At 71.8% G+C, this 21,912-nt stretch carries 23 protein-coding genes and 1 pseudogene; 4 read left to right on the top strand and 20 right to left on the bottom strand.

Going from position 1 to position 21,912, the window contains the following annotated elements; genetic code table 11:
- Positions 1 to 27: 27 nt before the first annotated feature.
- On the bottom strand, positions 28 to 1,494 hold the full coding sequence (locus M0M48_RS26805; protein ID WP_257759276.1) for an APC family permease: 1,467 nt from the start codon (positions 1,492 to 1,494) through the stop codon (positions 28 to 30).
- 116 nt (positions 1,495 to 1,610) lie between these two features.
- Between M0M48_RS26805 and M0M48_RS26800 the strand changes: the two genes are divergently transcribed.
- On the top strand, positions 1,611 to 2,066 hold the full coding sequence (locus tag M0M48_RS26800; protein WP_257753467.1) for a GNAT family N-acetyltransferase: 456 nt from the start codon (positions 1,611 to 1,613) through the stop codon (positions 2,064 to 2,066).
- Positions 2,067 to 2,073: 7 nt separating this feature from the next.
- Here M0M48_RS26800 and bfr read toward each other — a convergent pair whose 3' ends face one another.
- The 18 genes from bfr to M0M48_RS26710 all read right to left on the bottom strand — a co-directional run bounded on the left by bfr (position 2,074) and on the right by M0M48_RS26710 (position 17,525).
- Entirely contained in the window at positions 2,074 to 2,562 is a 489-nt protein-coding gene (bfr, locus tag M0M48_RS26795) for a bacterioferritin (protein ID WP_257753466.1), read from the bottom strand.
- A gap of 81 nt (positions 2,563 to 2,643) precedes the next feature.
- Positions 2,644 to 2,847 (bottom strand): (2Fe-2S)-binding protein, encoded by a 204-nt coding sequence (locus tag M0M48_RS26790; protein ID WP_215813836.1) that lies wholly within the window; start codon positions 2,845 to 2,847, stop codon positions 2,644 to 2,646.
- 78 nt (positions 2,848 to 2,925) lie between these two features.
- The gene (locus M0M48_RS26785) at positions 2,926 to 3,552 is read right to left on the bottom strand and encodes a TetR/AcrR family transcriptional regulator (protein ID WP_257753465.1); all 627 of its coding nucleotides are present in this window, start codon (positions 3,550 to 3,552) and stop codon (positions 2,926 to 2,928) included.
- Positions 3,553 to 3,655: 103 nt separating this feature from the next.
- Positions 3,656 to 3,871, bottom strand: a complete 216-nt coding sequence (locus M0M48_RS26780) for a dodecin (protein ID WP_257753464.1) — start codon at positions 3,869 to 3,871, stop codon at positions 3,656 to 3,658.
- A gap of 14 nt (positions 3,872 to 3,885) precedes the next feature.
- Positions 3,886 to 5,145, bottom strand: coding sequence for an LLM class flavin-dependent oxidoreductase (locus M0M48_RS26775; RefSeq protein WP_257753463.1), 1,260 nt, complete (start codon positions 5,143 to 5,145; stop codon positions 3,886 to 3,888).
- A gap of 65 nt (positions 5,146 to 5,210) precedes the next feature.
- On the bottom strand, positions 5,211 to 6,398 hold the full coding sequence (locus tag M0M48_RS26770; RefSeq protein WP_257753462.1) for a flavin reductase family protein: 1,188 nt from the start codon (positions 6,396 to 6,398) through the stop codon (positions 5,211 to 5,213).
- Positions 6,399 to 6,492: 94 nt separating this feature from the next.
- Positions 6,493 to 8,592, bottom strand: coding sequence for an acyl-CoA dehydrogenase family protein (locus M0M48_RS26765; RefSeq protein ID WP_257753461.1), 2,100 nt, complete (start codon positions 8,590 to 8,592; stop codon positions 6,493 to 6,495).
- Entirely contained in the window at positions 8,589 to 9,731 is a 1,143-nt protein-coding gene (locus M0M48_RS26760) for a thiolase family protein (protein ID WP_257753460.1), read from the bottom strand. The genes M0M48_RS26765 and M0M48_RS26760 overlap by 4 nt, the downstream gene beginning before the upstream one ends.
- Positions 9,724 to 10,485, bottom strand: a complete 762-nt coding sequence (locus M0M48_RS26755; protein ID WP_257753459.1) for an enoyl-CoA hydratase-related protein — start codon at positions 10,483 to 10,485, stop codon at positions 9,724 to 9,726. The genes M0M48_RS26760 and M0M48_RS26755 overlap by 8 nt, the downstream gene beginning before the upstream one ends.
- Positions 10,478 to 10,894 carry a cupin domain-containing protein gene (locus M0M48_RS26750; protein WP_257753458.1) on the bottom strand — a complete coding sequence of 139 codons (417 nt, stop codon included), beginning with the start codon at positions 10,892 to 10,894 and terminating at the stop codon, positions 10,478 to 10,480. The genes M0M48_RS26755 and M0M48_RS26750 overlap by 8 nt, the downstream gene beginning before the upstream one ends.
- A 9-nt stretch (positions 10,895 to 10,903) precedes the next feature.
- Entirely contained in the window at positions 10,904 to 12,412 is a 1,509-nt protein-coding gene (locus M0M48_RS26745; protein ID WP_257753457.1) for a GMC family oxidoreductase, read from the bottom strand.
- Between the two features lie 9 nt (positions 12,413 to 12,421).
- Entirely contained in the window at positions 12,422 to 13,192 is a 771-nt protein-coding gene (locus M0M48_RS26740) for an alpha/beta fold hydrolase (protein ID WP_257753456.1), read from the bottom strand.
- Between the two features lie 36 nt (positions 13,193 to 13,228).
- A complete protein-coding gene (locus M0M48_RS26735) occupies positions 13,229 to 13,951 on the bottom strand; it encodes an SDR family oxidoreductase (protein WP_257753455.1) in 723 nt (240 codons plus the stop codon).
- On the bottom strand, positions 13,948 to 14,397 hold the full coding sequence (locus tag M0M48_RS26730; RefSeq protein ID WP_257753454.1) for a hypothetical protein: 450 nt from the start codon (positions 14,395 to 14,397) through the stop codon (positions 13,948 to 13,950). Before M0M48_RS26730 ends, M0M48_RS26735 begins: the two co-directional genes overlap by 4 nt.
- Entirely contained in the window at positions 14,394 to 14,894 is a 501-nt protein-coding gene (locus M0M48_RS26725; protein ID WP_257753453.1) for a MaoC/PaaZ C-terminal domain-containing protein, read from the bottom strand. Before M0M48_RS26725 ends, M0M48_RS26730 begins: the two co-directional genes overlap by 4 nt.
- Complete coding sequence (locus M0M48_RS26720) at positions 14,891 to 15,691, bottom strand: amino acid ABC transporter ATP-binding protein (protein ID WP_308220348.1); 801 nt, start codon at positions 15,689 to 15,691, stop codon at positions 14,891 to 14,893. The genes M0M48_RS26725 and M0M48_RS26720 overlap by 4 nt, the downstream gene beginning before the upstream one ends.
- Positions 15,688 to 16,614: an amino acid ABC transporter permease gene (locus M0M48_RS26715; RefSeq protein WP_257753452.1), complete on the bottom strand. Its 927-nt coding sequence runs from the start codon at positions 16,612 to 16,614 to the stop codon at positions 15,688 to 15,690. Before M0M48_RS26715 ends, M0M48_RS26720 begins: the two co-directional genes overlap by 4 nt.
- 23 nt (positions 16,615 to 16,637) lie before the next feature.
- A complete protein-coding gene (locus tag M0M48_RS26710) occupies positions 16,638 to 17,525 on the bottom strand; it encodes an ABC transporter substrate-binding protein (RefSeq protein WP_257753451.1) in 888 nt (295 codons plus the stop codon).
- Between the two features lie 254 nt (positions 17,526 to 17,779).
- On the opposite strand from M0M48_RS26710, the pseudogene M0M48_RS31125 reads away from it, so the two are divergent.
- Positions 17,780 to 18,799, top strand: a pseudogene (locus tag M0M48_RS31125) (aldehyde dehydrogenase family protein); the annotation flags it as partial.
- A gap of 49 nt (positions 18,800 to 18,848) precedes the next feature.
- Positions 18,849 to 19,247 (top strand): aldehyde dehydrogenase family protein, encoded by a 399-nt coding sequence (locus tag M0M48_RS26700; RefSeq protein ID WP_257753449.1) that lies wholly within the window; start codon positions 18,849 to 18,851, stop codon positions 19,245 to 19,247.
- Between the two features lie 62 nt (positions 19,248 to 19,309).
- On the opposite strand, the gene M0M48_RS26695 is transcribed toward M0M48_RS26700, so the two are convergent.
- Positions 19,310 to 20,461, bottom strand: coding sequence for a flavin reductase (locus tag M0M48_RS26695; protein WP_257753448.1), 1,152 nt, complete (start codon positions 20,459 to 20,461; stop codon positions 19,310 to 19,312).
- 157 nt (positions 20,462 to 20,618) lie between these two features.
- Here M0M48_RS26695 and M0M48_RS26690 point away from each other — a divergent pair, with 157 nt between their 5' ends.
- Positions 20,619 to 21,752 carry an LLM class flavin-dependent oxidoreductase gene (locus M0M48_RS26690; protein ID WP_257753447.1) on the top strand — a complete coding sequence of 378 codons (1,134 nt, stop codon included), beginning with the start codon at positions 20,619 to 20,621 and terminating at the stop codon, positions 21,750 to 21,752.
- The last annotated feature ends 160 nt before the right edge of the window (positions 21,753 to 21,912 follow it).

Here is a 21,912-nt window from a genome sequence, read left to right as displayed (position 1 = left end):
GTCGGTCGATCAGGTCGATGAGATCGATCAGGCAGGGACGTCAGGATCCTGGCCGACGCGCCGCAGGGCGTCGGGACGGAGCCGCGCGACGACGGCCACGCCGACGACGGTCACCACCACGAACCCGGCCAGCACCGTCAGGATGGTGGCGTTCTGCTCGGGTCCGCTCGCGGAGAGCAGCTCGAACTGGGTGAGCAGCTCGTAGCCGGCGACCGCGAGCAGGCCGATGGCGACGACCGCGCACACGATGCCCCGCACCCGGCCCGGGACGTCCGCCCGGCGGCCGAGGAACACCACCACGGCCACGCAGGTCAGCACCTGGAGCAGCAGGATCAGGACGACCGCGAGCGAGAGCAGCCAGACCGACATCTCGAAGTACGGGTCCCAGTCGAGCAGCGCCGCGATCGCCACGCCGACGAGCGACACCACCGTCGCGAACGCTCCGGCCACCCACGGCGCACCGGTACGACGGCCGACGATCGCGAGCCGGCGCGGCAGGACGCCGTCCCGGGCCAGGGCGTGGAGGTAGCGGTTGCCGGCGTTGTGGAACGCGAGCTGCGCCGCGAGCAGGCTCGTGATGATCAGCCACTGCATGGTCGTCGCGGCCCAGCCGCCGACGTACTGGTCGGCGGCGACGAAGAACAGGTCGGCGCCGTGCTGCTCGGCCGCGCCCTGCACCTGGTCGGTGCCGAAGGCCTGGACGATCGCCCAGGTCACGAGGATGTAGAACACCGCCATCGACCCGACGGCCAGCGCACCGGCCCGGCGGATGGTGCGGTCGGGGTCGCGCGCCTCGGAGCGGTACAGCGCGATGCCCTCGATGCCGAGGAAGCCGACGAACGTCAGGGCCAGTGCCGCGCCCATCCCGGGCGCGGTCGCCCGGTCGAGCCCGAAGGCATCGAGGCTGAGCCCGTTCGCGCCGCCGTCCAGCAGGACCGCGACGACGACGACCAGGATGATGGCCGTCTCCAGGATCAGCAGCACGCCCAGGAAGCGCGCGCCGAGGTCGATCCCGGCGGCGGCGATCGCGAAGACGGTCACGGTGGCGACCACCGCCACCACCGGCCACGGCACGCTCCCGTTCAGGAGGTCGTCGACGTGCGGCACCAGGTAGGTCGCGATCGCGCCGAGCGCGCCGACCAGCGCCAGGTTGTAGGCCACCACCGCGAACACCGCCGCGACGGTGCCGGCCGCCCGCCCCAGCCCCGCGCTCACGTAGGCGTAGAAGGCGCCGGAGCTCTTCACGTACGGCGTCATCGAGGTGAACGCGCCCAGGAAAGCCGCGAGCGCGAGCCCTCCGAGCACGAAGCTGGCGGCCGCTCCGGGCCCGCCGATGAGCAGGGCGAGCGGGCCGTACCCGGCCAGGTACCCCAGGGGAGCCGCCGCGGACACGATCAGGAACGCCACCGAGAACGTCCCCAACGCACCGCGCTTCAACGTCGTCGTACTGCTACTTCCGGTCCCCGAGTCCCGTTCCACCGCCACACCAGCCATTGCGGACCTCCGCTGCGAGTTAACTGAACAGGCGTTAAATTAACTCCTGAACCGTCGTCCGCGCTACCCCCGATTTCGGAGGTAGGGGAAGGATGACCCGACGAGAGGGGGAGGCCATGACCTCACCGACCCTGGTGCGCGACGCACGACCCGGCGACGAAGCCGGGTTGGGCGTGCTGCTCGACGCCTACCGCCAGTTCTACGCGTGCGCCCCCGACCTGCCCCGGGCGCGCGCCTTCATCGCCGAACGGCTGGACCGGCAGGACTCGGTGATCCTGGTCGCCGAGCGGGACGGCGACCTGGCCGGCTTCACCCAGCTCTACCCGACCCTCTGCACGGTCGAGGCCGCGCCCATCTACGTGCTCTACGACCTCTTCGTGCACCCCGGCAGCCGGGCGCACGGCGTCGGGCGGACGCTGCTGCGCGCCGCGGCCGAGCGCGGGCGCCGGGACGGCGTCGTACGGATGGACCTGTCGACGGCGACGACCAACACCACCGCCCAGGCGCTCTACGCCTCAGAGGGCTGGCAGCGCGACGACGAGTTCCACCACTACTCGCTCACGCTGGCGTAGCGCGCCCTCAGCCGGGACCCTCGCCGGCGGCGACGTGCTGCGCGAGGTACTGCTGGACGCCGATCCGGCTGATCGCGTCGAGCTGGCTCTCGAACCAGTCGGCGTGCTTCTCCTCGTCGCGGACCATCTCCTCGAACACCGCGGCCGTGCCGTGGTCCCCGAGCGCGTGGCACTCCTCCGCCCCGGCGTTGAACTGGGCGACGGCGGCGCGCTCGCTGGCCAGCGCGAGCGTGAGCATCTCCTCGGCCGTCTCGCCGACCTGGATGGCATTGAGCCGCTGGACGTTGGGGTGTCCGTCGAACATGAGGATGCGGTTGATCAGGTCGTCGGCATCGCGCATCTCGTCGATGGAGAGGTCGTAGAACACCTTGCCGAGCTTGGACAGCCCCCAGTTGTCGAGCATCCGGGCATGCAGGAAGTACGTGTTGGTGACCGTCAGCTCGAAGGTCAGGGCCTCGTTGAGGAGATCGACGACGCGGGGATCGACAGGCTGCATGGCGTACCTCCGACGGTGGGTTCGGCCCTGCCGCCGATGCTGGCACACACCCCCGGGAGTGAGGCCAGGCTCAGAACGCGATCAGCTGGCCGCGCCGTCGGCCTGGAGGTGCGCGCACGCGAGCTCGTGGTGGCGCTGCACCAGCGCCTTGACCGAGAAGATGCACGACCCGCAGTCCTGCGCCGCCCCGGTCGACCGGCACACCGCGCCGACCGTCCGGGCGCCGTCGGCCAGGGCAGCGTCGACGTCACGGTCCGTGACGACGCGACACTGGCAGACGATCATGGAGCATAGGTTAGCCGAACCTAAGTCGATCCCGGAAAGGTGACCGAGGGGCGGCGCCGGGCCGACCGGCCAGGCCGGTCAGGCGCGCAGGCCGTTGACCGCGATCTCGCCGAACATCTCACCGATCGCCCGCGGCGTCACGCGCCCGCCGGTGGTCAGCCAGGTATGGCTCCAGGCGCACATGCCGATCACGCCGAACGCCAGCAGGCGCGGCGGACCGAGTGGCTTGAAGGTGCCGTCGGCGATGCCGCGCTCGATGATCTGCACGACGCAGCTCTCGAACTCGTCGCGCTTGGCCCGGATCTCCTCGAAGGCCTCCTCGGAGAGGAACTTCTGCTCGTGCAGGAAGACCGAGATCTCGGACTTGTAGAGACCGAGGGGCTCCATCAGGACCTCGATGACCAGGTCCTTGAGGAGGACGTCGGCCGGCTCGTCCCGCTCGAGGACGGCGTGCGCCTTCTCGAGCTGGTAGTCGATGAACTTGTCGTGGAGGTCGCGGAGCAGGTCTTCCTTGCTCTCGAAGTAGTGGTAGAACGCGCCCTTGGTCCGCCCGGCGTCGTCCACGATCTGCTGGACGGACGTGGCGTCGTAGCCGTACTTGTCGAACAGCGTCACCGCGCTGTTGAGCAGTGCCGCCTTGGTCGCGTCGGGATCACGGCGTGCCCGCGGCTTCTTCGCCGCTGCACTGGCCTTGGTCCTTGCCATCCCATGCCTCCTCGACACAGCCGTTCTTCAGGCCCCCGGTGGGGGCTACCTTCCTATCAGTCGGAACAGACCATAGGGAATGTGCCGCGCGGGCGCGGGCTCCCTACTCGTCGTCCTCCAGGCGGAACCCGAGCCGCAGGGTCACCTGGAAGTGCTCCACGTCGCCGTCGGAGACGTGCCCGCGGATCTGCGCCACCTCGAACCAGTCGAGGTGGCGCAGGGTCCGCGAGGCGCGGTCGATGGCGTTGCGGATCGCGGGCTCGACGCCGTCGGGCGACGTGCCGACGACCTCGGTGATCCGGTAGGTGCGGTTCGACATGGTGGCTCCTCGCCTCAGCCGAGATCGTGGTTGTAGCCGCGCTCGCGCAGCAGCGGGATGACGTGGTCCTTCATCTGCTGCACGCCCTTGTGCGGGTCGAAGAAGCAGAGCGCGACCTGCTCGACGCCGGCCTCGTAGAGCTCGATGAGCTGGTCGGCGACGGTCTGGTAGGAGCCGAAGAGCTGGTAGGCGCCCATGCCCATGCCGAGGCTCTCGTACTGCTCCTGGCCGATGCCGAGGTACGCATCCTCGTCGAGGCCGGCCCGGTCGTCGCCGATCTGGTTGTCGTCGAGGACCTTCGCCTGGCTGTTGAGCACGTGGCCCGATCGCTTGAGCCAGTTGCGCAGCGCGCCGTCGTCGATCTCGTCCTTCATCCAGGCGACGGTCTCGGCGGCGGCCTCGTCGGTCTCGTCCATCACGACGTAGCACATGGCGGCGATCCGGGCGGTGCGTCCGTACTCGGCGAACATGCCGTGGATCTTCGAGGCGCGCTGGCGGAAGCCCTCGACCGAGTTGTTCTGGGAGGTGATGAAGACGACGTCGCACTGGCGGGCGGCGTAGTCGAGGCCGATGTCGGAGCCGGCGGCGGTGATGAGGACCGGACGCGGGCGGCTGGTGGCGCGCGGGTTGACCTGCGCTCCGTACATCTGGAAGTACGTGCCCTCGAAGTCGACCGGCTCCTCGGAGGTCCACAGCAGCTTGAGCGCGGTGGTGACCTCGTCGGCGATGTCGTAGCGCTCCTGCTGCGAGGGCGGCCCGACGAGGCCGAACTGGGCGTAGTCGGCCGGGTTCTGCCCGGCCACGATGTTGACGCCGAGCCGGCCGCCGGAGACGTGGTCGATGGACGACGTCAGCTTGGCGAGCAGCAGCGGGTGGAAGCCGTAGCCCACGTGGATCGTCGAGTAGATGCCGATCTTCCCGGTGACCGCGGCCGACGCCGTCGCGGCGGTGGCCCAGTCGAGCTGGGCGTCGTTCCAGCCGGTGGCGCCGCCGTAGCCGCTCCACATGCCGTACTGGAGCTGGCTGTCCATGCCGGCGTCCTCGACGGCCCGGAGCAGCGTCGAGGACGACGGCCACTTCCACACGTCGCGGTGCCGGTCGACGTCGCTGAGCACCGCCTTGCTGGCGGACAGACCGCTGCTGACGTTCCACGCGAACAGCGAGAGGTGCACGTGGTTCGGCCGCGTGACGACGGGCTGGCCGCCGGGGTCGAACGGGCCGCGGAGCACGGGGGCCGCGACTCCGGCACGCCGGCCGGGGGGAGGGTTGGTCATCGCTGTCCTCTCGATGTTGACAGACCGGTTGGTATCTTCATGGGTGGGCCGAGGGGTGTCAACCCTCAGCCGGCGGCCACCGCGAGGTCGGCCGGAAGGACGCCGCCGAGCAGCTCCGTCGCCCGCCGCGAGGCCTCCAGGGCACGGTCGATGTAGGCCTCCAGGCCGCCGTTGCTGTCGGGGCGGGAGAAGCCGTAGACCGTGAAGGCCAGGGTCGGCCGGGCGTCGGCGTCGAAGACCGGGACGGCGATCACCCGGACGTCGCCCATGGTCTCGGGCGTCAGCTCGACGGGGTCGTAGCTGAGCCGGGTGGCGAGGTCGCGCAGGCTCTCGGGTTCGACGGCGGCGGGGTCCGCGGCGAGCCGGTGGAGGGCCGAGGCGAACGCGCGCTGGGCATCGTTGATGAGGCCCAGGGAGTAGCCGCGCTCACGGACGACGCGCAGCCGCTCGCGCTGCTCGGCGCGCGCCGGCTCGTCCGGCAGGACGTTGAGCCACGCGTCGATCTCCTCCGGCGAGCACCAGGCGGCGAGCGCCGAGCCGTTGGGCGGGACGTAGGGGAGGTCGACCCCGACGAGCGCCGGGAGCGCGGTCGAGGCGGCACTGCCGGCACCGGCGAGCACGACGAGAGCGTCGTCGACGACACAGGTCGCGATGGAGCGGGCCGCGAGGTCCTGGGCCAGCTGCTCCATCTCCGCGCGCACCAGGTCGATCTGGCGGAGCCGGTCGGCCGACACCGTGCGCCCGCTCGGCGCGGCCATCGAGAGCGGAGCGAAACGCCCGTAGCCGCCCTGGAAGAACAGCAGCGGGAGGGAGCCGTTCTCGACGTTGAGGTCGAGGACCTTGCCGTAGACCGCGTAGTGGTCGCCGGCCTCGTGGACCTGGTCGAGCTCACAGTCGATCCAGGCGACGACGCCGTCGATGATCGGCGAGCCGGAGCCGGCCTCGCGCACGGCGATCCCCTGGAACTTGTCGTCGCCCTTGGACGCGAACTGCCGGCAGACGTTCTCCTGCTCCGAGCTCAGGATGTTGACGCAGAACCGGCCGGCGCGCTCGATCCGGGGCCAGCTGCTCGACGACTTGTCCGGGAAGAACGCCACCAGCGGCGGGTCGAGGGACACCGAGGTGAACGAGCCGACGACGAACCCGGCGTGGCCGCCGTCGGGCTCGGCGGCGGTGACGACGCACACGCCGGTCGGGTACTGGCCGAGGACCTCGCGGAACCAGCGCGGGTCGGTGGGAGTGGGCCGGGTCATCGCGGGCCTCCTTCAGGAAAGAACTGAACAAACCGACGGGTCGGTATGTTACTCCGGACGTACGGCGCCCACAAGGGGGCCGCGCCGGCGGACGTCAGCTCCCGGCGACCAGCGCCCACACGTCGGCCCCCGGTACGACGGCCGCCCGCCCCAGCACGCGGTCCCAGCCGTCCCGGGTGCCGAAGTCGTCGCGCCAGGTGAGCAGCCGGCCGGTGAAGCGGCCCAGCGCGTGCTCGGTCGTCGTGCCGATGGCGCCGAGGACCTGGTGCGCGTTGCGGGTCACGACACCGGCCGCGTGGGAGGCACAGGCCTTGGCGACGGCCACGGCACGTTCCAGGTCCTCGGGGCCGGCCAGGAGGGCGGCCTGGGTGGCCGCCTGGGCGAGCGCGGTCTCGGCGGCGGCTTCGGCGAGCAGGGCCTGGACGGCCTGGAACTTCACCAGCGGGCGACCGAACTGCTCCCGCACCGAGGCGTGCTCCACCGCGAGGTCGACGCACCGCTCGAGCGCTCCGCACAGCTGCGCGGCGCGCACGAGCGCTCCGCGCAGGTGCAGCTCGTCGAGCACGGCCCGGTCGACCTGCGCGCCCGCGGCAGGGTCCACGGGCACGATCACGTCCCGGGCCTCGCCCGCCAGGTCGCTGCCGGGGTCGACGGCGTACTCCCCCGGCGCCAGGTCCAGCAGCCGGCCGTCGGGCAGCACGGCGAGGACGCGCTCGGCGTACCGACCGAAGGGCGCGACGAGCGCGCCGTCGGCCCGCGCGACGGCGAGGGTCGTGACCCGGTCGTCGACGGGGAGTCCGAGCGCCTCGGCGAGCCACCCGGCGAGCAGGTCGTGCTCGGCCAGCGGCAGCGCGACCCCGTGGTACGCCGCGAGCCGGTGCAGCGTGCCCGCCTCGGCCCACCCGGCGGCGCTGCCGCCCGACGCCTCGGCGCCCGTGAGCCGGGTCAGGCCCAGCTCGGCGAGCTGCTTCCACAGCGCCGCGTCCAGCTCCCCGGCGACCTGGCGCTCGGCATGGTCGGCGAGGACCTGGCCCACCATCGCGGCGTAGTCGTCGTCGACGGCGAAGCCGGGCAGCGCGCCGGGAGCGATCCGGCCGGCGATGATGCCGCGCAGGATCTCGTTGGTGCCGCCGCGGAGCGTGAAGCCCGGACGACGCAGCAGGCTCAGCCGGGCGAGCTCGCCCACGAGGGGATCCCCTGCAGCCGGGCCGCTCGTCGCGTGCTCCGCGACCAGGTCGGCGATGTCGCCCTCGCCCAGCGTGCCCATCACCTTGACCATGCTGGCCAGGAGGTCGGCCTCGCCGCCGTCCTGGAGCACCTGGGAGACCTGCGAGGAGAGCTGGTGCAGACCGGCCAGGCGGGTCAGGCTGCGGCCGAGGCGCAGGTCCGGATCGCCCGCCGCACCGGCGTCCTGGTGGGCACGGAGCACCGCGGCCAGGGCCGGGAAGGTGGAGAGGAAGCGCTCCGGCCCGCTGCGCTCGAAGCCCAGCTCGGAGGTGACCTGCCGCCACCCGGAGCCGACCTCGCCGAGCACGTCGGCGTCGGGCACGAAGACCGACGCGAAGAGCACCTCGTTGAAGTGGCTGTTGCCGTCGATCGAGGCGATCGGCCGCACGGTGACGCCCGGGGCGTCGAGGTGGACGATGAGCTGGGTGAGCCCCTCGTGCCGGCCGGACTCCGCCCGCGGCGTCGTCCGGACCAGCGCGATGAAGGCGTGCGCCTGGTGCGCGCCCGACGTCCAGACCTTGCCGCCCTCCAGCTCCCAGCCGCCGTCGACCCTCGTGGCCCGGGTGCGGACCGCGGCGAGGTCGGACCCGGCGTCCGGCTCGGACATGCCGATCGCGAAGTAGCACTCGCCCCGCGCGATCCGCGGGAGGAAGCGCTGCTTCTGCTCCTCGGTGCCGAACCTCAGCAGCGACGGCCCGATTTGGCGGTCCGCGATCCAGTGCGCCGAGACCGGGGCACCCGCGGCGAGCAGCTCCTCGGTGACGACGAACCGCTCGACGTACGAGCGGCCGTGACCGCCGTACGCCGTCGGGATGGTCATGCCGAGCCAGCCGCGCTGGGCGAGGGCGCGGGTGAAGTCCTCGTCCCACCCGCTCAGCCAGCTGTCGGCGGTGGTCGTGATCGCGCCGGCGGCGCGCTGCTCGGCGAGGAACGCGCGCACCTCCTGGCGCAGGGAGTCGAGCGTCATCGGTCCAGCCTCTCCAGGATCATCGCGTTCGCCATGCCGCCGGCCTCGCAGATCGCCTGCAGTCCGTAGCGGGTCCCCTCGGCCACCATCCGGTGCACGAGGCTCGTCGCGAGCCGCGCCCCCGAGCAGCCGAGCGGGTGCCCCAGGGCGATGGCACCGCCGTCGGGGTTGAGCAGCGCCGGGTCGGCGCCGGTCTCGGCCAGCCAGGCCAGGGTGACCGACGCGAAGGCCTCGTTGACCTCGAACGTGCCGATGTCGGAGATCGACAGCCCGGCCCGGGTGAGCACCCGCTCGGTGGCGGGGATCGGACCGGTCAGCATGAGCACCGGGTCGACCCCGGTGACGGCGAACGAGTGGAAGCGGGCCAGCGGCGTCAGGCCGAGCGCGGCGGCGCGCTCCGGCGTGGTGATCATGAGGGCCGCGGCGCCGTCGGAGATCTGCGAGGAGTTGCCGGCGGTCACGACGCCGGAGTCGTCGAACGGCGTCTTCAGCCCGGCCAGCTTGTCCAGGGTGCCGCCGTCGCGGATCCCCTCGTCCTGCTGGACGCCGGCGACCGGGACGACTTGGTCCGCGAAGCGGCCCTCGTCCCACGCGCGGCGGGCCCGCTCGTGGGAGGCGAGGCTGTGCTGGTCGAGCTGGGTGCGCGACAGGCCCCAGCTGCGGGCGATCATCTCGGCGGCGACGCCCTGCGAGAACTCCTCGCGCGGGTAGCGCGCCGCGACCCTCGGGCCGCGCGCGTCGCCGTGGCCGCTGGTCCGGGTGGACCCCATCGGCACCCGTGACATCGACTCGACGCCGCCGGCCACGACGACGTCGTACTGGCCGGACATGACGCCCGCGGCGGCGAAGGCGATCGCCTGCTGGGACGAGCCGCAGGCGCGGTCGATCGTGGTCCCGGGGACGCTGGTCGGCCAGCCCGCGGCGAGCGCGGACCAGCGGCCGATGTTCGACGACTGCTCGCCGATCGTGGTGACGCAGCCCCAGAGCACGTCGTCGACGAGCGCCGGGTCGACGCCGGTACGACGCACCAGCGCGTCGAGCACCTCGGCGCCGAGGTCGACCGGGTGGATGCCTGCCAGCCCGCCGCCGCGCTTGCCGACCGGGGTGCGGACGGCCTCGACGATCACCGCCTCACGCATCGGCGGACCTCCGCGACGCGATCTCGGCGCGGCGCATCGACCACATCTGGCTGGGCCGCTCGACCTGCACGGCGACGTCCCACGAGACGTGCGGCGGGCCGAGCTCACGCCGGAAGGTCGTGACCACGGCGCGCGCCAGCTCGGGATCGCCCGCGACGCGGCGGGCCAGCTCGAGGGCGCGCTCGGTGACCTCGGCGGCCGGTACGGCGTCCCACGCCAGGCCGAGCCGCTGCGCGGTCGTGCCGTCGACCTCCTCGCCGAACAGGCCCATCGCGGCGGCTGCCTCGCGCCCGGCGAGGCGCTCGAGCAGCAGGAAGTGCCCGCCCCCCGGGTGCAGCCCGCGCTTGAGGAAGCCGCAGATCAACCGGGCGTCCTGGGCGACGACCCGCAGGTCGGCGGCGAGCATCAGGTTCATCCCGGCGCCGACGACGGCGCCGTGGACCGCGGCGATGGTCGGTACGCCGACCTTGCCGAGCCGGGTGAACGACGCGTAGATGGCGCCGATGCCGGCGTACCGCTCCGGGTCGGCGGGGTCGACGCCCGCGTCGGCGAGCGTGGCGACGTCGCCGCCGGCGCAGAACGCCTTGCCCTCGCCTCGGACGACGAGCGCGGCGACCGACGGGTCGGCCTCGACAGCGGCGAGCGCGGCGACCAGCTCGTCGGCCATCGCGACCGTCAGCGCGTTGAAGCGGGTGGGCGCGTTGAGCGTGAGGACGGCGACGCCGGCGTCGACCTCGAGCAGGACCTCAGACATAGACCAGTCCCATCTCGGCGTAGGTGGGCGTGCTGCAGACGACGACCATCTCGCAGGTCTCGTCGCCGTCGTTGCGGTCGCCGTGGACGACACCCGGCGGGATGTAGATCGCCATGCCGGGCTCGGCGGCGATCTCCTCCTCGCCGAGGAAGACCGTGCAGGTGCCCTTGGTGACGTAGTAGATCTCGCTGCCGTGCGGGTGGAAGTGCCGCAGGTGGTGCGAACCGGGCGGGACCTTGGCGAGCGCGAACGTGACGTCGCAGTCCTCGACCAGCTTCGCGCTCAGCAGGGTCTGGGTGACCGTGTCGTCGTCAGGGTGCAGCTCGATCGGTCCGTCCGGCACCCAGCTCGCGGTGTCGACGTACTCGTCGTCGCTGGCCTGGACGATCAGCGGGTGGATCTTGGGCATCGGGTCCTCTCAGAGGGTCCGGCCGCGGACGAGGTCGGCAGCCTTCTCGCCGATCATCACGACGGCGGCGTTGGTGTTGCAGGAGACGCCGTTCGGCATCACCGAGGCGTCGGCGACGCGCAGTGCGTCGATGCCGTGGACACGCAGCTCGGGGTCGACGACCGCGTCGGCGTCCACCCCGATCCGGCAGGTCCCGGAGAGGTGGAAGTAGCTGCCGACGGCGTCCCGTACGGCGGCCTCGAGACCGGCCCGGTCCTGGCTCAGGAGCCAGGTGCTGTCGCTGCGTCCGCCCCACTCCGCGAACGCACCGTCCTGCACGATCGAGTCCAGGACCTCGAGGCCGCGCACGAGCATGTCGAGGTCGTGCTGCTCGCGCAGGTAGCCGGGATCGATCAGCGGCGCGACGGCCGGGTCGGCCGAGACGACGGTGACCGAGCCGCGGCTGCGCGGACGCATGTGGCCGACCCCGAACGTGATCGGGTGCTCGACCGGGCCGCCCTGCCAGGGCATGAAGTAGTCGATGTTCATGGTGTTGATCTGCAGGTCGGGTCCGTGGTGGCCGTTGTCCCCGCGGGCGAGCAGGGTGGCTCCCCCCATGCCGGCATCGCCGACCGGGCGGTCCGCGCGGTACCGCACGCCGCTCAGCAGCACGTGGTCCTGCAGGTTCTGGCCGACCCCCGGCAGGTCGTGGCGGGTGCGGATCCCGGCCGCCGCCAGCTGGGCGTCCGGGCCGATGCCGGCGAGCAGGAGCAGGTGGGGCGAGCCGATCGCCCCGGCGGCGAGGACGACCTCGCGCGCCTCGACGACCTCCTCGGCACCGTCGCACACCACGCGCACGCCGCGGCAGGTGGTGCCGTCGAGGACCAGGCCCAGGACGCGGGCGTCGGTGGCGACCGTCAGGTTAGGGCGTCCCACCGCCGGCCGCAGGTACGCCGTCGCGGTGCTCTCCCGCTTGCCGTCACGCACCAGGGACTCGGTGTAGCCGACGCCTTCCATCTCCGGACCGGCGAAGTCGGCGTTGTGCCGGAAGCCCAGCCGGGTGGCGCTGGCGACGAACTGCTGCCCGACGCGCGACGCCTCACCCACGACCCGGGGCTGCAGCGGCCCTCCGGTCCCGCGGTAGCGCTGGTCGCCGTCCGGCGCGTGCTCCGAGCGACGGAAGTACGGCAGCACGCCGGCGTAGTCCCAGCCCTCGGCGCCGAGCGCTGCCCAGTCGTCGAAGTCGAGCCGGTGTCCGCGCAGGTGGGTCATGCAGTTGATCGACCCGGACCCGCCGAGCACGCGACCCCGCGGGGCGTCGTACGCGCGGCCGGTGCCGGGCTGGGGGACGGTGCGGTACTGCCAGTCCGTCTCGGTCCCGAGGTTGTCCTCCCAGCGGTCGGGCACCTCGACCGTCGGCCGGCGCTCGTCGCCGCCGGCCTCGACCAGCAGGACCGTCGCGTCGGGGTCCTCGCTCAAGCGGGTCGCGAGGACGCACCCTGCGGTGCCGCCCCCGACGACCACGAAGTCGTAGCGCATCGTCGTGCCTCAGCCCAGCAGGAACTTCTCGATGGCCGTCGCGGTCTCCTCGTAGGCCGTCGTGAACACCGCGTGCAGGCCGGGGACCTCGACCACCTCGGCGACGAACGGTTCGTAGGCCGCGCGCTGCTCGGGGGTGACGAGGCCGAACGCCGGCGAGTAGAGCAGCAGGGTCGGCACCGGGATCGTCTCCGCCGACGGTGCCGCGACCGGCACCGCGAACTCGCTGAAGATCGACACGATCGCCGCCTGGTTGGTGCGGCGCCGCACCCGTCCGTCCTCGAGCGTCTCGAAGTGGCCCTCCAGGTCGGCCAGGTAGTCCTCGGGCCGCACGTCGCCGGTGTTCTCGCGGCTCGCGACGAACGCCTCGAGCGAGTCCCAGGTGCCGCCGACGCGCTCCTGCTCGGCGCGGTGCAGCGCCAGCTCGGGGGTGATCTGGATGACCGGCTCGGTCACCGCGGCCCGCTCGACCCGGTCGGCGTGCGTCGCGATCAGCTGGAGCACGAGGCGACCACCGAAGGAGTGCCCGACGAAGTGGGCCCGGTCGATACCGAGCCCGTCGAGGGTCTCGATGATGTCGGCGACGTACGTCGCGTGGGTCCAGGGCGGCTCGTAGCCCGAGTCACCGTGGCCCCGCAGGTCAGGGGCGATGATCCGGAAGTGCTGTCCCCAGCGCTCCTCGGCGACCCGCTGGAAGTTCCCGCGGTTGCCACCGACGCCGTGGATGCACACCACCGGCGGGCCGTCCGGGTTCCCCCACTCGGACACGACGAGCTTCATGACGTTTTCCTCTCTGGTCGATGGGCGCAGGGCCGCTCAGCCGAAGCTGCGGCCGCCGCAGACGTAGATGACCTGGCCGGTCACGTAGCCGGCCTCGGACGACCCGAGCCAGCGCACGGTCTGCGCGATGTCGGCAGGCTGCCCGGCCCGGCCCAGCGGCACGGACGCGACGACGCGCTCGCGCACCTCGTCCGGCATGGCGGCGGTCATCTCGGAGGCGATGAACCCCGGAGCCACCGCGTTGACGCGCAGCCGCGGCGCGTGGGCCAGGGCGAGCGCCCGGGTGCACCCGATGACGCCGCCCTTCGAGACGGCGTAGTTGAACTGGCCGACGTTGCCGAGCTGGGCGCGCGAGCTCAGGTTGACCACCGCACCACCGTCGGCGATCCGGTCGGCCAGCGCGGCCGTCAGCTCGTACGTAGCACCGAGGTTGACCCGCAGGACGGCACGGAAGTCCTCCTCGGTCATCTTCCCGATGAGCCGGTCGCGGGTGATCCCGGCGTTGTTGACGAGCAGCGTGAGCGGTACGTCGAGCCCGTCGACCGCCGTGCGGACCGCCGCACGGCCCTCGGCGGTGGTGAGGTCGGCGCGGACGGCGACGCCCCCGAGCTCCTGGGCGGTCAGCGCGACCTGCTCGCTCACGTCGACGAGCACCGGGAGGTGGCCCGCGGCCGCGAGCTCGATCGCGATCTCGCGGCCGATGCCGCGGGCGGCGCCGGTCACGACGGCGGCGCGGTGCGTGCTGTGCGGCGCGCTCACGGGAACATCGCCCCCGCGTGGCCGGTGCCGAGCGTGATGACCTGGCCGTGGCCGGCACGGGACGCGATCGCGAAGTGCACCGCCTCGCCGAGGCTGCCGGCGGACTCGCTGCGGTCGGTGGCGACGATGCCGACGTACCGCTCCTTGCGCAGACCCTCGAAGGCCAGCGTGCGCGCACCGGACACCAGACCGGTGGCGACCATGGAGTCCAGCGGCGTGGCCCGGCCGAGCATCGCGTCGCTGTCGACGACGAAGACCACCGGGGCTCCCGCGACCGACGCCTCCTGCGCCAGCCGGAACGCCTCGGTCAGCTCCTCCTCGACCGCCGGCCAGTCGGCCAGGTCGCGGTCGGCGACGAAGACGACGCCCTCCTCGGCCGAGCCGGCCTCGTCCCCGAGAGGGCGCAGTGCCGTCCGGTCCTCCGCGCGGGTGGCTCGCACCCTCATGTCACGCTCCTCCGCTTGAGCAGGGTGACCATGTCACCGTGCTGGACTGTCTCTCCACGCTGGTTGCGGACCTCGATCCGCTCGACCACGAAGCCGCGGTCGCCGGTGCGCACGTCGCGCACCTCGACGATCTCGCTGTGCACCCGGATGGTGTCGCCGATCAGCACCGGCGCCGTGAAGCGCCAGGCGCGGATCTCGGCGAGGGCCACGATGCTCTCGTCGAACCGGCCGGTGCGGCTGCGCAGACCCGTGACCAGCGAGACCACGAGGGCCCCGTGCACGAGCCGCTCGCCCCACGGGCTGGCCCGCATCAGCTCGGCGTTGGTGTGGACCTCGTGGTGGTCCCCGGACAGACCGGAGAACGCGACCACGTCGGCCTCGGCGATGGTGCGGGCGGCCGTCGCGTAGCGCAGGCCGACCCGGGCGTCGTCGTACCAGAGGGGGTTGGGGGCCACCTCGCCGACGGCGTCCTCGACGACGGGCTCGGTGGCGCTCACAGGACCCGGCGCAGGAAGGCCTTGGTCCGCTCCTCCTGCGGGTTCTCCAGCACCTGGGACGGCGGTCCCTGCTCGACGACCACGCCGCGGTCCATGAAGACCACGCGGTCGGCGACCTTGCTGGCGAAGTCGATCTCGTGGGTGACGATGAGCATCGTCATCCCGGAGTCGGCGACGCCCCGGATCACCTCCAGCACCTCGCCGACCAGCTCGGGGTCGAGGGCGCTGGTGGGCTCGTCGAAGAGCATCACCTTGGGGTCGATGGCCAGGGCCCGCGCGATCGCCACCCGCTGCTGCTCACCACCGGAGAGCTGCCGCGGGTACTTCTTCTCCTTGCCGCCCAGACCCACCCGCTCCAGGAGCTGCAAACTCCGCTCCCGCGCCTGGGCCGCCGGCTTCTTGTGGACGTTGATCGGCGCGAAGCTGACGTTCTGCTCCGCCGTCATGTGCGGGTAGAGGTTGAAGTGCTGGAACACCATGCCCATCTGGGACCGCTGCCGCTCGAGCTCGCGCCCGTGCATCTCGTGCAGCTTCCCGCCGCGCTGCTTGTAGCCGATCACCTCGCCGTCGACCAGCAGCCGGCCACCGTTGATGCGCTCGAGGTGGTTGATGCAGCGCAGGAACGTGCTCTTCCCGGCCCCCGAGGGGCCGAGCAGCGCCACGACCTCGCCCCGGGCGACGTCCAGCGAGATGTCCTCGAGCACGCGCAGGTGCCCGTAGTGCTTGCTCACCGAGCGCGCCGACACCATCGGGCGCTCGGTCGGGGTCTCGGTCACCGAGGTCTCCAGGGTCGTCATGCGGGGGTCACCGCCCTTCCCTTGAGGCGTCGCCAGAGCCGTGCGTACGGCGACTGGACGACGGAGCGGGTGGAGCCGCGGGCGAACCGCTTCTCCAGGAAGTACTGGCCGATCGTGAGCACCGTGGTCAGGAACAGGTACCAGAGCGCGGCCACGATGAGCAGCGGGATGACCTGGTAGGTCACGTTGTAGACGTTGCCCACGCTGCGCAGCAGCTCGGTGTAGCCGACGATGCTGGCCAGCGAGGTCCACTTGAGCATGCCGATGAGCTCGTTGCCCGTCGGCGGGATGATCACCCGCATCGCCTGCGGGAGCACGATGTGGCGCAGCGTCTGGTACCGGCTGAGCCCGAACGCCGCGGCGGCGTCCGACTGGCCCTCGTCGACCGACAGGATGCCGGCCCGCACGACCTCGGAGTAGTAGGCACCGAAGTTGAGGCCCAGGCCCAGGATCGCCGCCACCAGAGGGGTCATCGCCTGGTTGGTGTCGATGTCGACCAGCGTGACGCTGCCGACCTTGAGGAAGAACGCGGGGAAGATCGACGACAGGTTGAACCAGAAGATGAGCTGGACCAGCGTCGGCGTACCGCGGAAGAACCACTGGTAGAGCGAGGCGACCCCCGAGAGCACCGGGTTCGGCGAGAGCCGCATGACCGCGATCATCGTGCCGAGCGCCATGCCGAGGACCATGCAGAGGATGGTCATCAGGATCGTGTTGCGCACGCCCTTCAGCACGTCCGCGCTGAACAGGTAGTCGCCCACGACGTCCCACTGGAGCGTCTCCGTCGACGCCAGGGTCAGCAGCAGCGACGCCAGGAGGAGGGCCACCACGGCGGCGGCGAGCCACCGGCCGGGGTGCCGTCGCGGGACGAGCGGCAGCGCGCCGGGATCGTCGCTGAGGACCTGGATCTCTCGTTCTCGCACAGTCTCCGAGCCTGCCCTGTTCATCAGCTCGCGTCGACCGGCTGGGAGTTGATGGTCGGCGGAAGGTTGGTCGCGTCCTTCAGGCCGGCCTTGTCGAGGATGGCCTGCCAGGTGCCGTCCTCGGCGAGCTTCTCGATCGCCGCGGCGAAGGCCTCGGCGAGCACCTGGTTGTCCTTCGCGACCACCCAGCCCTGGCGCACCGGGGCGTCCTCGGCCAGGTGCCCCTCGACGAGCTCGAGCTCGTCGTCCTGCTCGTCGGTGTACGCCGCGACGGCCGGGTCCTGCAGCGTGAAGTCGATCCGGCCGTTCTTGACCGACAGGAACGGCTGGCTGACCTCGCCGAACGAGAGCAGGGTGAGCTTCGGCTTGCCCGCGGCCTCACAGTTGGCCGCGACCTTCTTGAGGACCGACTCCTGCAGGCTGCCGGCCGCCTCGCCCGCGGTCAGCCCGCAGACATCGCTGGGGTCGACGTTCTTCGGGTTGCCGTTCTGGACGAGCATGCTCATCTGCGTGTTGAGGGTGTCGACGAACGTCACCTCCTTGCGCCGCTCCTCGCTGTCCGCGAGGGGGCCGACCAGGACGTCGCTGCGGCCGTTGACGACCGACGGGATCATCGCCTCGAAGGCGAGGTCGTGGAAGCGGACCTCGAGCCCGAGCTCCTTGGCGACCGCGCGCATCAGGTCGGCCTCGATGCCACCCAGGTCGTTGCCGTCGGGGAGCGTGTACGGCGGGTAGTTGAAGTAGGACCCGACGTCCAGGTAGCCCTGCTTCGCGATGTCGCCGGGGAGCGCGATCTTCGACGTCCCGCTCTTGCCCGCGTCCGCGTCGTCCTTGGTGGTCGACACCGAGCAGGCCGAGGCGCCGAGGGCCAGGGATGCCAGCACGGCCGCGGCGGCACGGCGCCCATTCATGCTCTTCACGTTTCCTCCAGATGGTCGTGGACCGTCGTGGCTCGTTGCGCCTCGAGAACCAAACGAACCGGTTGGTATGCAGAGTATGGAACGGCGCCCGGACGACCGTCAATAGGCACTTCCCGCAAAATCCCGCTCGCTCGGGAACCTACGCTGGCAGGAGGGCGGACCCTTGACCGGCATGACCCGCCGGTCTACATTCCGACCAGTAGGTTTGTACATCGGAAGAGTCACGAGCGAGGTGTGGGTACCCCATGAGCACGCTAGTCCCCCGCGTCGACGCGGGCCCGTTCATCGACGGCCGGTTCGTCGATTCGACCGGGTCCGAGCGGCAGGAGTCCATCAGTCCGGCGACCGGCGAGACGGTCGGCAGCTTCGCGCTCGGCACCGCCGAGGACGTCGACCGCGCGGTCGCCGCCGCCCGCCGGGCCTTCGCGGACTGGTCCGCGCTGAGCGTCTTCGAGCGTTGCGCGTACGTCGAGCGCCTGATCACCGAGATCACCCGGCGCCGCGAGGAGCTCGGCCGGCTGCTCGCGCTCGAGCAGGGCAAGCCCTACCACCTCGAGGCGCTCCCCGAGGTCGACGAGTCGGCCAACAACTTCCGGGTCGCGGTCGAGATCGCCAAGCACCTCGACGGCGGCAGCATCATCCCCCTCGCCGACACGAACCGCCGCGCGTACACCTACCGGGTGCCGCGGGGCGTGGTCGCGACGATCCAGCCCTGGAACTTCCCCCTCGGCACCGCGTCCGGCCAGCTCGCGCCCGCGCTCGTCACCGGCAACACGGTCGTGGCGCTCCCCGCGCCCTCGACCACGCTGATCGAGCACGAGTGGATCAAGTGCTTCGAGGCCGCCGGCTTCCCGCCGGGCGTCGTGAACCTGGTGACCGGAGCCGGCGCCGTCGTCGGCGACGCCCTCACCGGGCACCCCGACGTCCAGGTGGTCGCCTTCACCGGCTCCGTCGCGACCGGACAGCGGGTCGCGGCCCGTGCGGCCGGCAAGGCCCAGCTCATCGAGCTCGGCGGCAACGGACCGTTCATCGTGCTCGACGACGCGGACCTCGACAAGGTCGTGCCCGACGCCGTCTCCTCGGCGTACGGCGCCGCGGGGCAATCGTGCATCGCGGCCGGCCGGTTCCTGGTCCACGACGCGATCTACGACGAGTTCGCCGCGCGCCTCACCGAGGAGGTGCGCGACCGGATCGTGGTCGGCCTGCCCTTCGACGAGACCACCACGATGGGACCGCTCAACAACGAGGTCCTGTCCGGCAAGGTCGAGCGCCACATCGCCTCGGCGATCGAGGCCGGCGCCAAGGTGCTCACCGGTGGCGCGCGCCACGGGCTTCCCGACCGATCTCTACTGGCAGCCCACCGTGCTCGCCGACGTCACCGAGGCGATGTCGGTCGCCGTCGAGGAGACCTTCGGCCCGGTCGCCCCGCTGCAGCGGATCTCCTCGGACGAGGAGGCGCTGGAGCTGATGAAGGCGTCGCCGTACGGCCTCGGCTCGTCGGTCTACACCCGCGACCTGGGCCGCGGCCTGCGGTTCGCGGAGAAGGCGCCCACCGGCATGATGAACGTGAACTCCCGCCCCGGCGACGTCGAGGGCCACGTCCCCGTCGGCGGCTTCTCCGGCAAGCTCAGCGGCATCGGCAAGATCCAGGGCCGCTACCCGATGGAGGAGATCTTCACCGAGCTCAAGGTCGTCCAGCTCAACCTGGGCTGACCCCCGCGACGACGAAGGCTCCCTCGCCGGCGGCGAGGGAGCCTTCGTGCTGGTCGGACGGGTCAGCCGGCACCGAGCGCGGCCGAGGCGCGGCGCGCGGCGGCGCAGACCCGGTCGACGTACGCCTCGATGCCGCCGCGCTCGTGGGGGCGCGAGAAGCCGTAGAGCGTGAAGGCCAGGCGGACCTCGCCCCCGGCGCCGAACACCGGGGCGGCGATGACCCGGACCGAACGCCGGGCCTCGGCGCTCGCGTCGTCCTCCGGGTCGTAGTTGAGCCGGGTCATCAGGGTGCGCAGGTCGCCGGACTCGACCGCCGCCGGGTCGACGGCGAGCCGGCTCAGGGCGGTGGCGAACTCACGCTGGGCGTCGTTCATCAGGCCGAGCGAGTAGCCGCGCTCGCGGATCCGGTCCAGCTTGCGACGCTGGGCGTCGCGCTCGGCGACCGGCAGCACCTTGAGCCAGCGCTCGATCTCGTCGGCGTCCAGCCACGCCGCGAGGGCACCGCCGTTGGGCGGCGTGAAGGGCAGCCGCAGGCCGACCAGGGTCGCGCGGGAGCCCGCGTGGGCACTGCCGGCGCTGCCGAGGACGACGATCTCGTCGCCGACCACGGCGGTGACCAGGCAGCGGCCGCCGAGCTCGTCGGCGACCTGCTCCATCTCGGAGCGGACCAGGTCGACCTCGCGCAGCTGCTCGGGCAGCGCACCGTGCGAGCTGGCCGCGGCGAGGGACAACGGCGCGAACCGGCCGTACCCACCCTGGAAGAAGAGCAGCGGCAGGGACGGGCTGCCGATGTCGAGCGCGGCCACCCGGCCGAGGACGACGTAGTGGTCACCGGCCTCGGTGACCGAGTCGATGTCGCAGTCGATCCAGCCGACCGCACCCTCGAGGATCGGCGCACCCGACGGCGCGGGCTGGGTCCGGACGCCGGCGAACTTGTCGCCACCGCTGACCGCGAACCGGCGACAGAGCTGCTCCTGCTCGGCGCTGAGGATGTTGACGCAGAAGTGGCCCAGGCGGCGGATCCGCGGCCAGGTCGTCGACGACTTGTCGGGGAAGAACGCGACCAGTGGCGGGTCGAGCGAGACCGAGGTGAAGGAGCCGACCACGAATCCGACCGGCGTGCCGTCGGCCTCGGCGGCCGTGACCACGCAGACGCCGGTCGGGTACTGCCCGAGCACCTCTCGGTACCACCGCTGGTCGTGGGGTTCGCGCACCGACTCGCTCCTTCCGCAGCTCCGTCGACGGTAGACGGGGGACCGGAAAGATAGCATACCGACCGATCCGTATGTTACGTTCGCCACCACCGCGGCACCCCCGCGCGACACATCCGGCCTCAGTGGGCTGAGGTCGCTCCCGAGGAGGAAACACCTGGTGGTCCGAGTCGACATCCTGCACGCGCTCTCGAACGAGGACGGTCTGCCGTGGCGCGACGTCCTCGAACGGGCCCGGCAGCGGATCACGCTCGCCGACGAGCTCGGTATCGACGGCTTCTGGCTCGGCGAGCACCACTTCGACCACATGGGCATCGACCAGTCCCCCAACCCGGTCATGCTGATGGCCGACCTGGCGCGTCGTACCGCACGGATCCGGATCGGCATCGCCGCCGTGATCCTGCCGGCCTGGCACCCCGTCCGGCTGGCCGAGGACCTGGCGATGCTCGACCACATGACCGACGGCCGCCTCGACGTGGCCTTCAGCCGGGGCATCCTCCAGGCCGAGATCATCAACCTCAACGCCGAGGCCGACCGCAAGAACGACGAGGTCAGCAAGGCCATCTTCGCCGAGCGCCTCGACATGGTCCGCGCGGCGTGGACCGAGCACCCGTTCTCCTGGAAGAGCGAGCGGTTCACCTTCCCCCACCCCGACACGAAGTGGCCGGGGGCCGCCGAGGAGTACACCGGTCCCGACGGCCGGATCACCGGTCTCGCGATCATCCCGCAGCCCGCCCAGCCGGGCGGCCCGCCGCTGTACACCGTCACCGACACCCCCAGCGGGTTCGGCGCCGCCGCGCACCAGGGCCTGAACGTGATCACCTGGTTCCCGACGCGCTCGGTCCTCGACGACCTCAACGCGACCTTCCGGGCCGAGAAGGAGGTCGCCGGGCCGGCGGCCGAGGGCCTCGAGGACGCGTGCGCCATCCTGCGCGGCTGCCTGATCGCGCCGACCGACGCCGAGGCACGGGCGCTGGTCGAGCAGGAGGTCCGCGAGAACGTCGACTTCATCACCAAGGTCCGCGGCCTGGGCATCTGGCTCGACAAGGGCGAGGACGCCGACGACCCGGCGGTCCGGGACGCCGAGCCGTTCGACCTGCTCTTCGACCGCGACCACCTGATGATCGGCTCGCCGGAGACGGTCGCCGAGAAGATGATCGCCATCTCGCGCGAGCGAGGCATCCGGCACTGGCTGCTCTCGCCGTACCTCAACGAGGCCGACGAGCACGTCGAGCGCACGCTGCGCCTGCTCGCCGACGAGGTCCTCCCGCGGGTCCGGGCCGCCCTCGGCTGACCCCGCAGCACCCGCCCCACGGCGGCCCGGCCGGATCCCCGGCCGGGCCGCCGTGCGCTTTTCGGGGGACGAACCGACCGATCCGAATGTGATCGTTGACACGTCCGACCGAGCGTCCCTAAACTCCCAAACCAACCGGTATGGATGTTCACGGGAGGTT

This window comes from Pimelobacter simplex (genome assembly GCF_024662235.1).
In the GTDB taxonomy this organism is placed as follows: Bacteria; Actinomycetota; Actinomycetes; order Propionibacteriales; family Nocardioidaceae; genus Nocardioides.
Note: the sequence above shows the minus strand (reverse complement) of the source record. Positions and strands in the feature narration are given on the sequence as shown.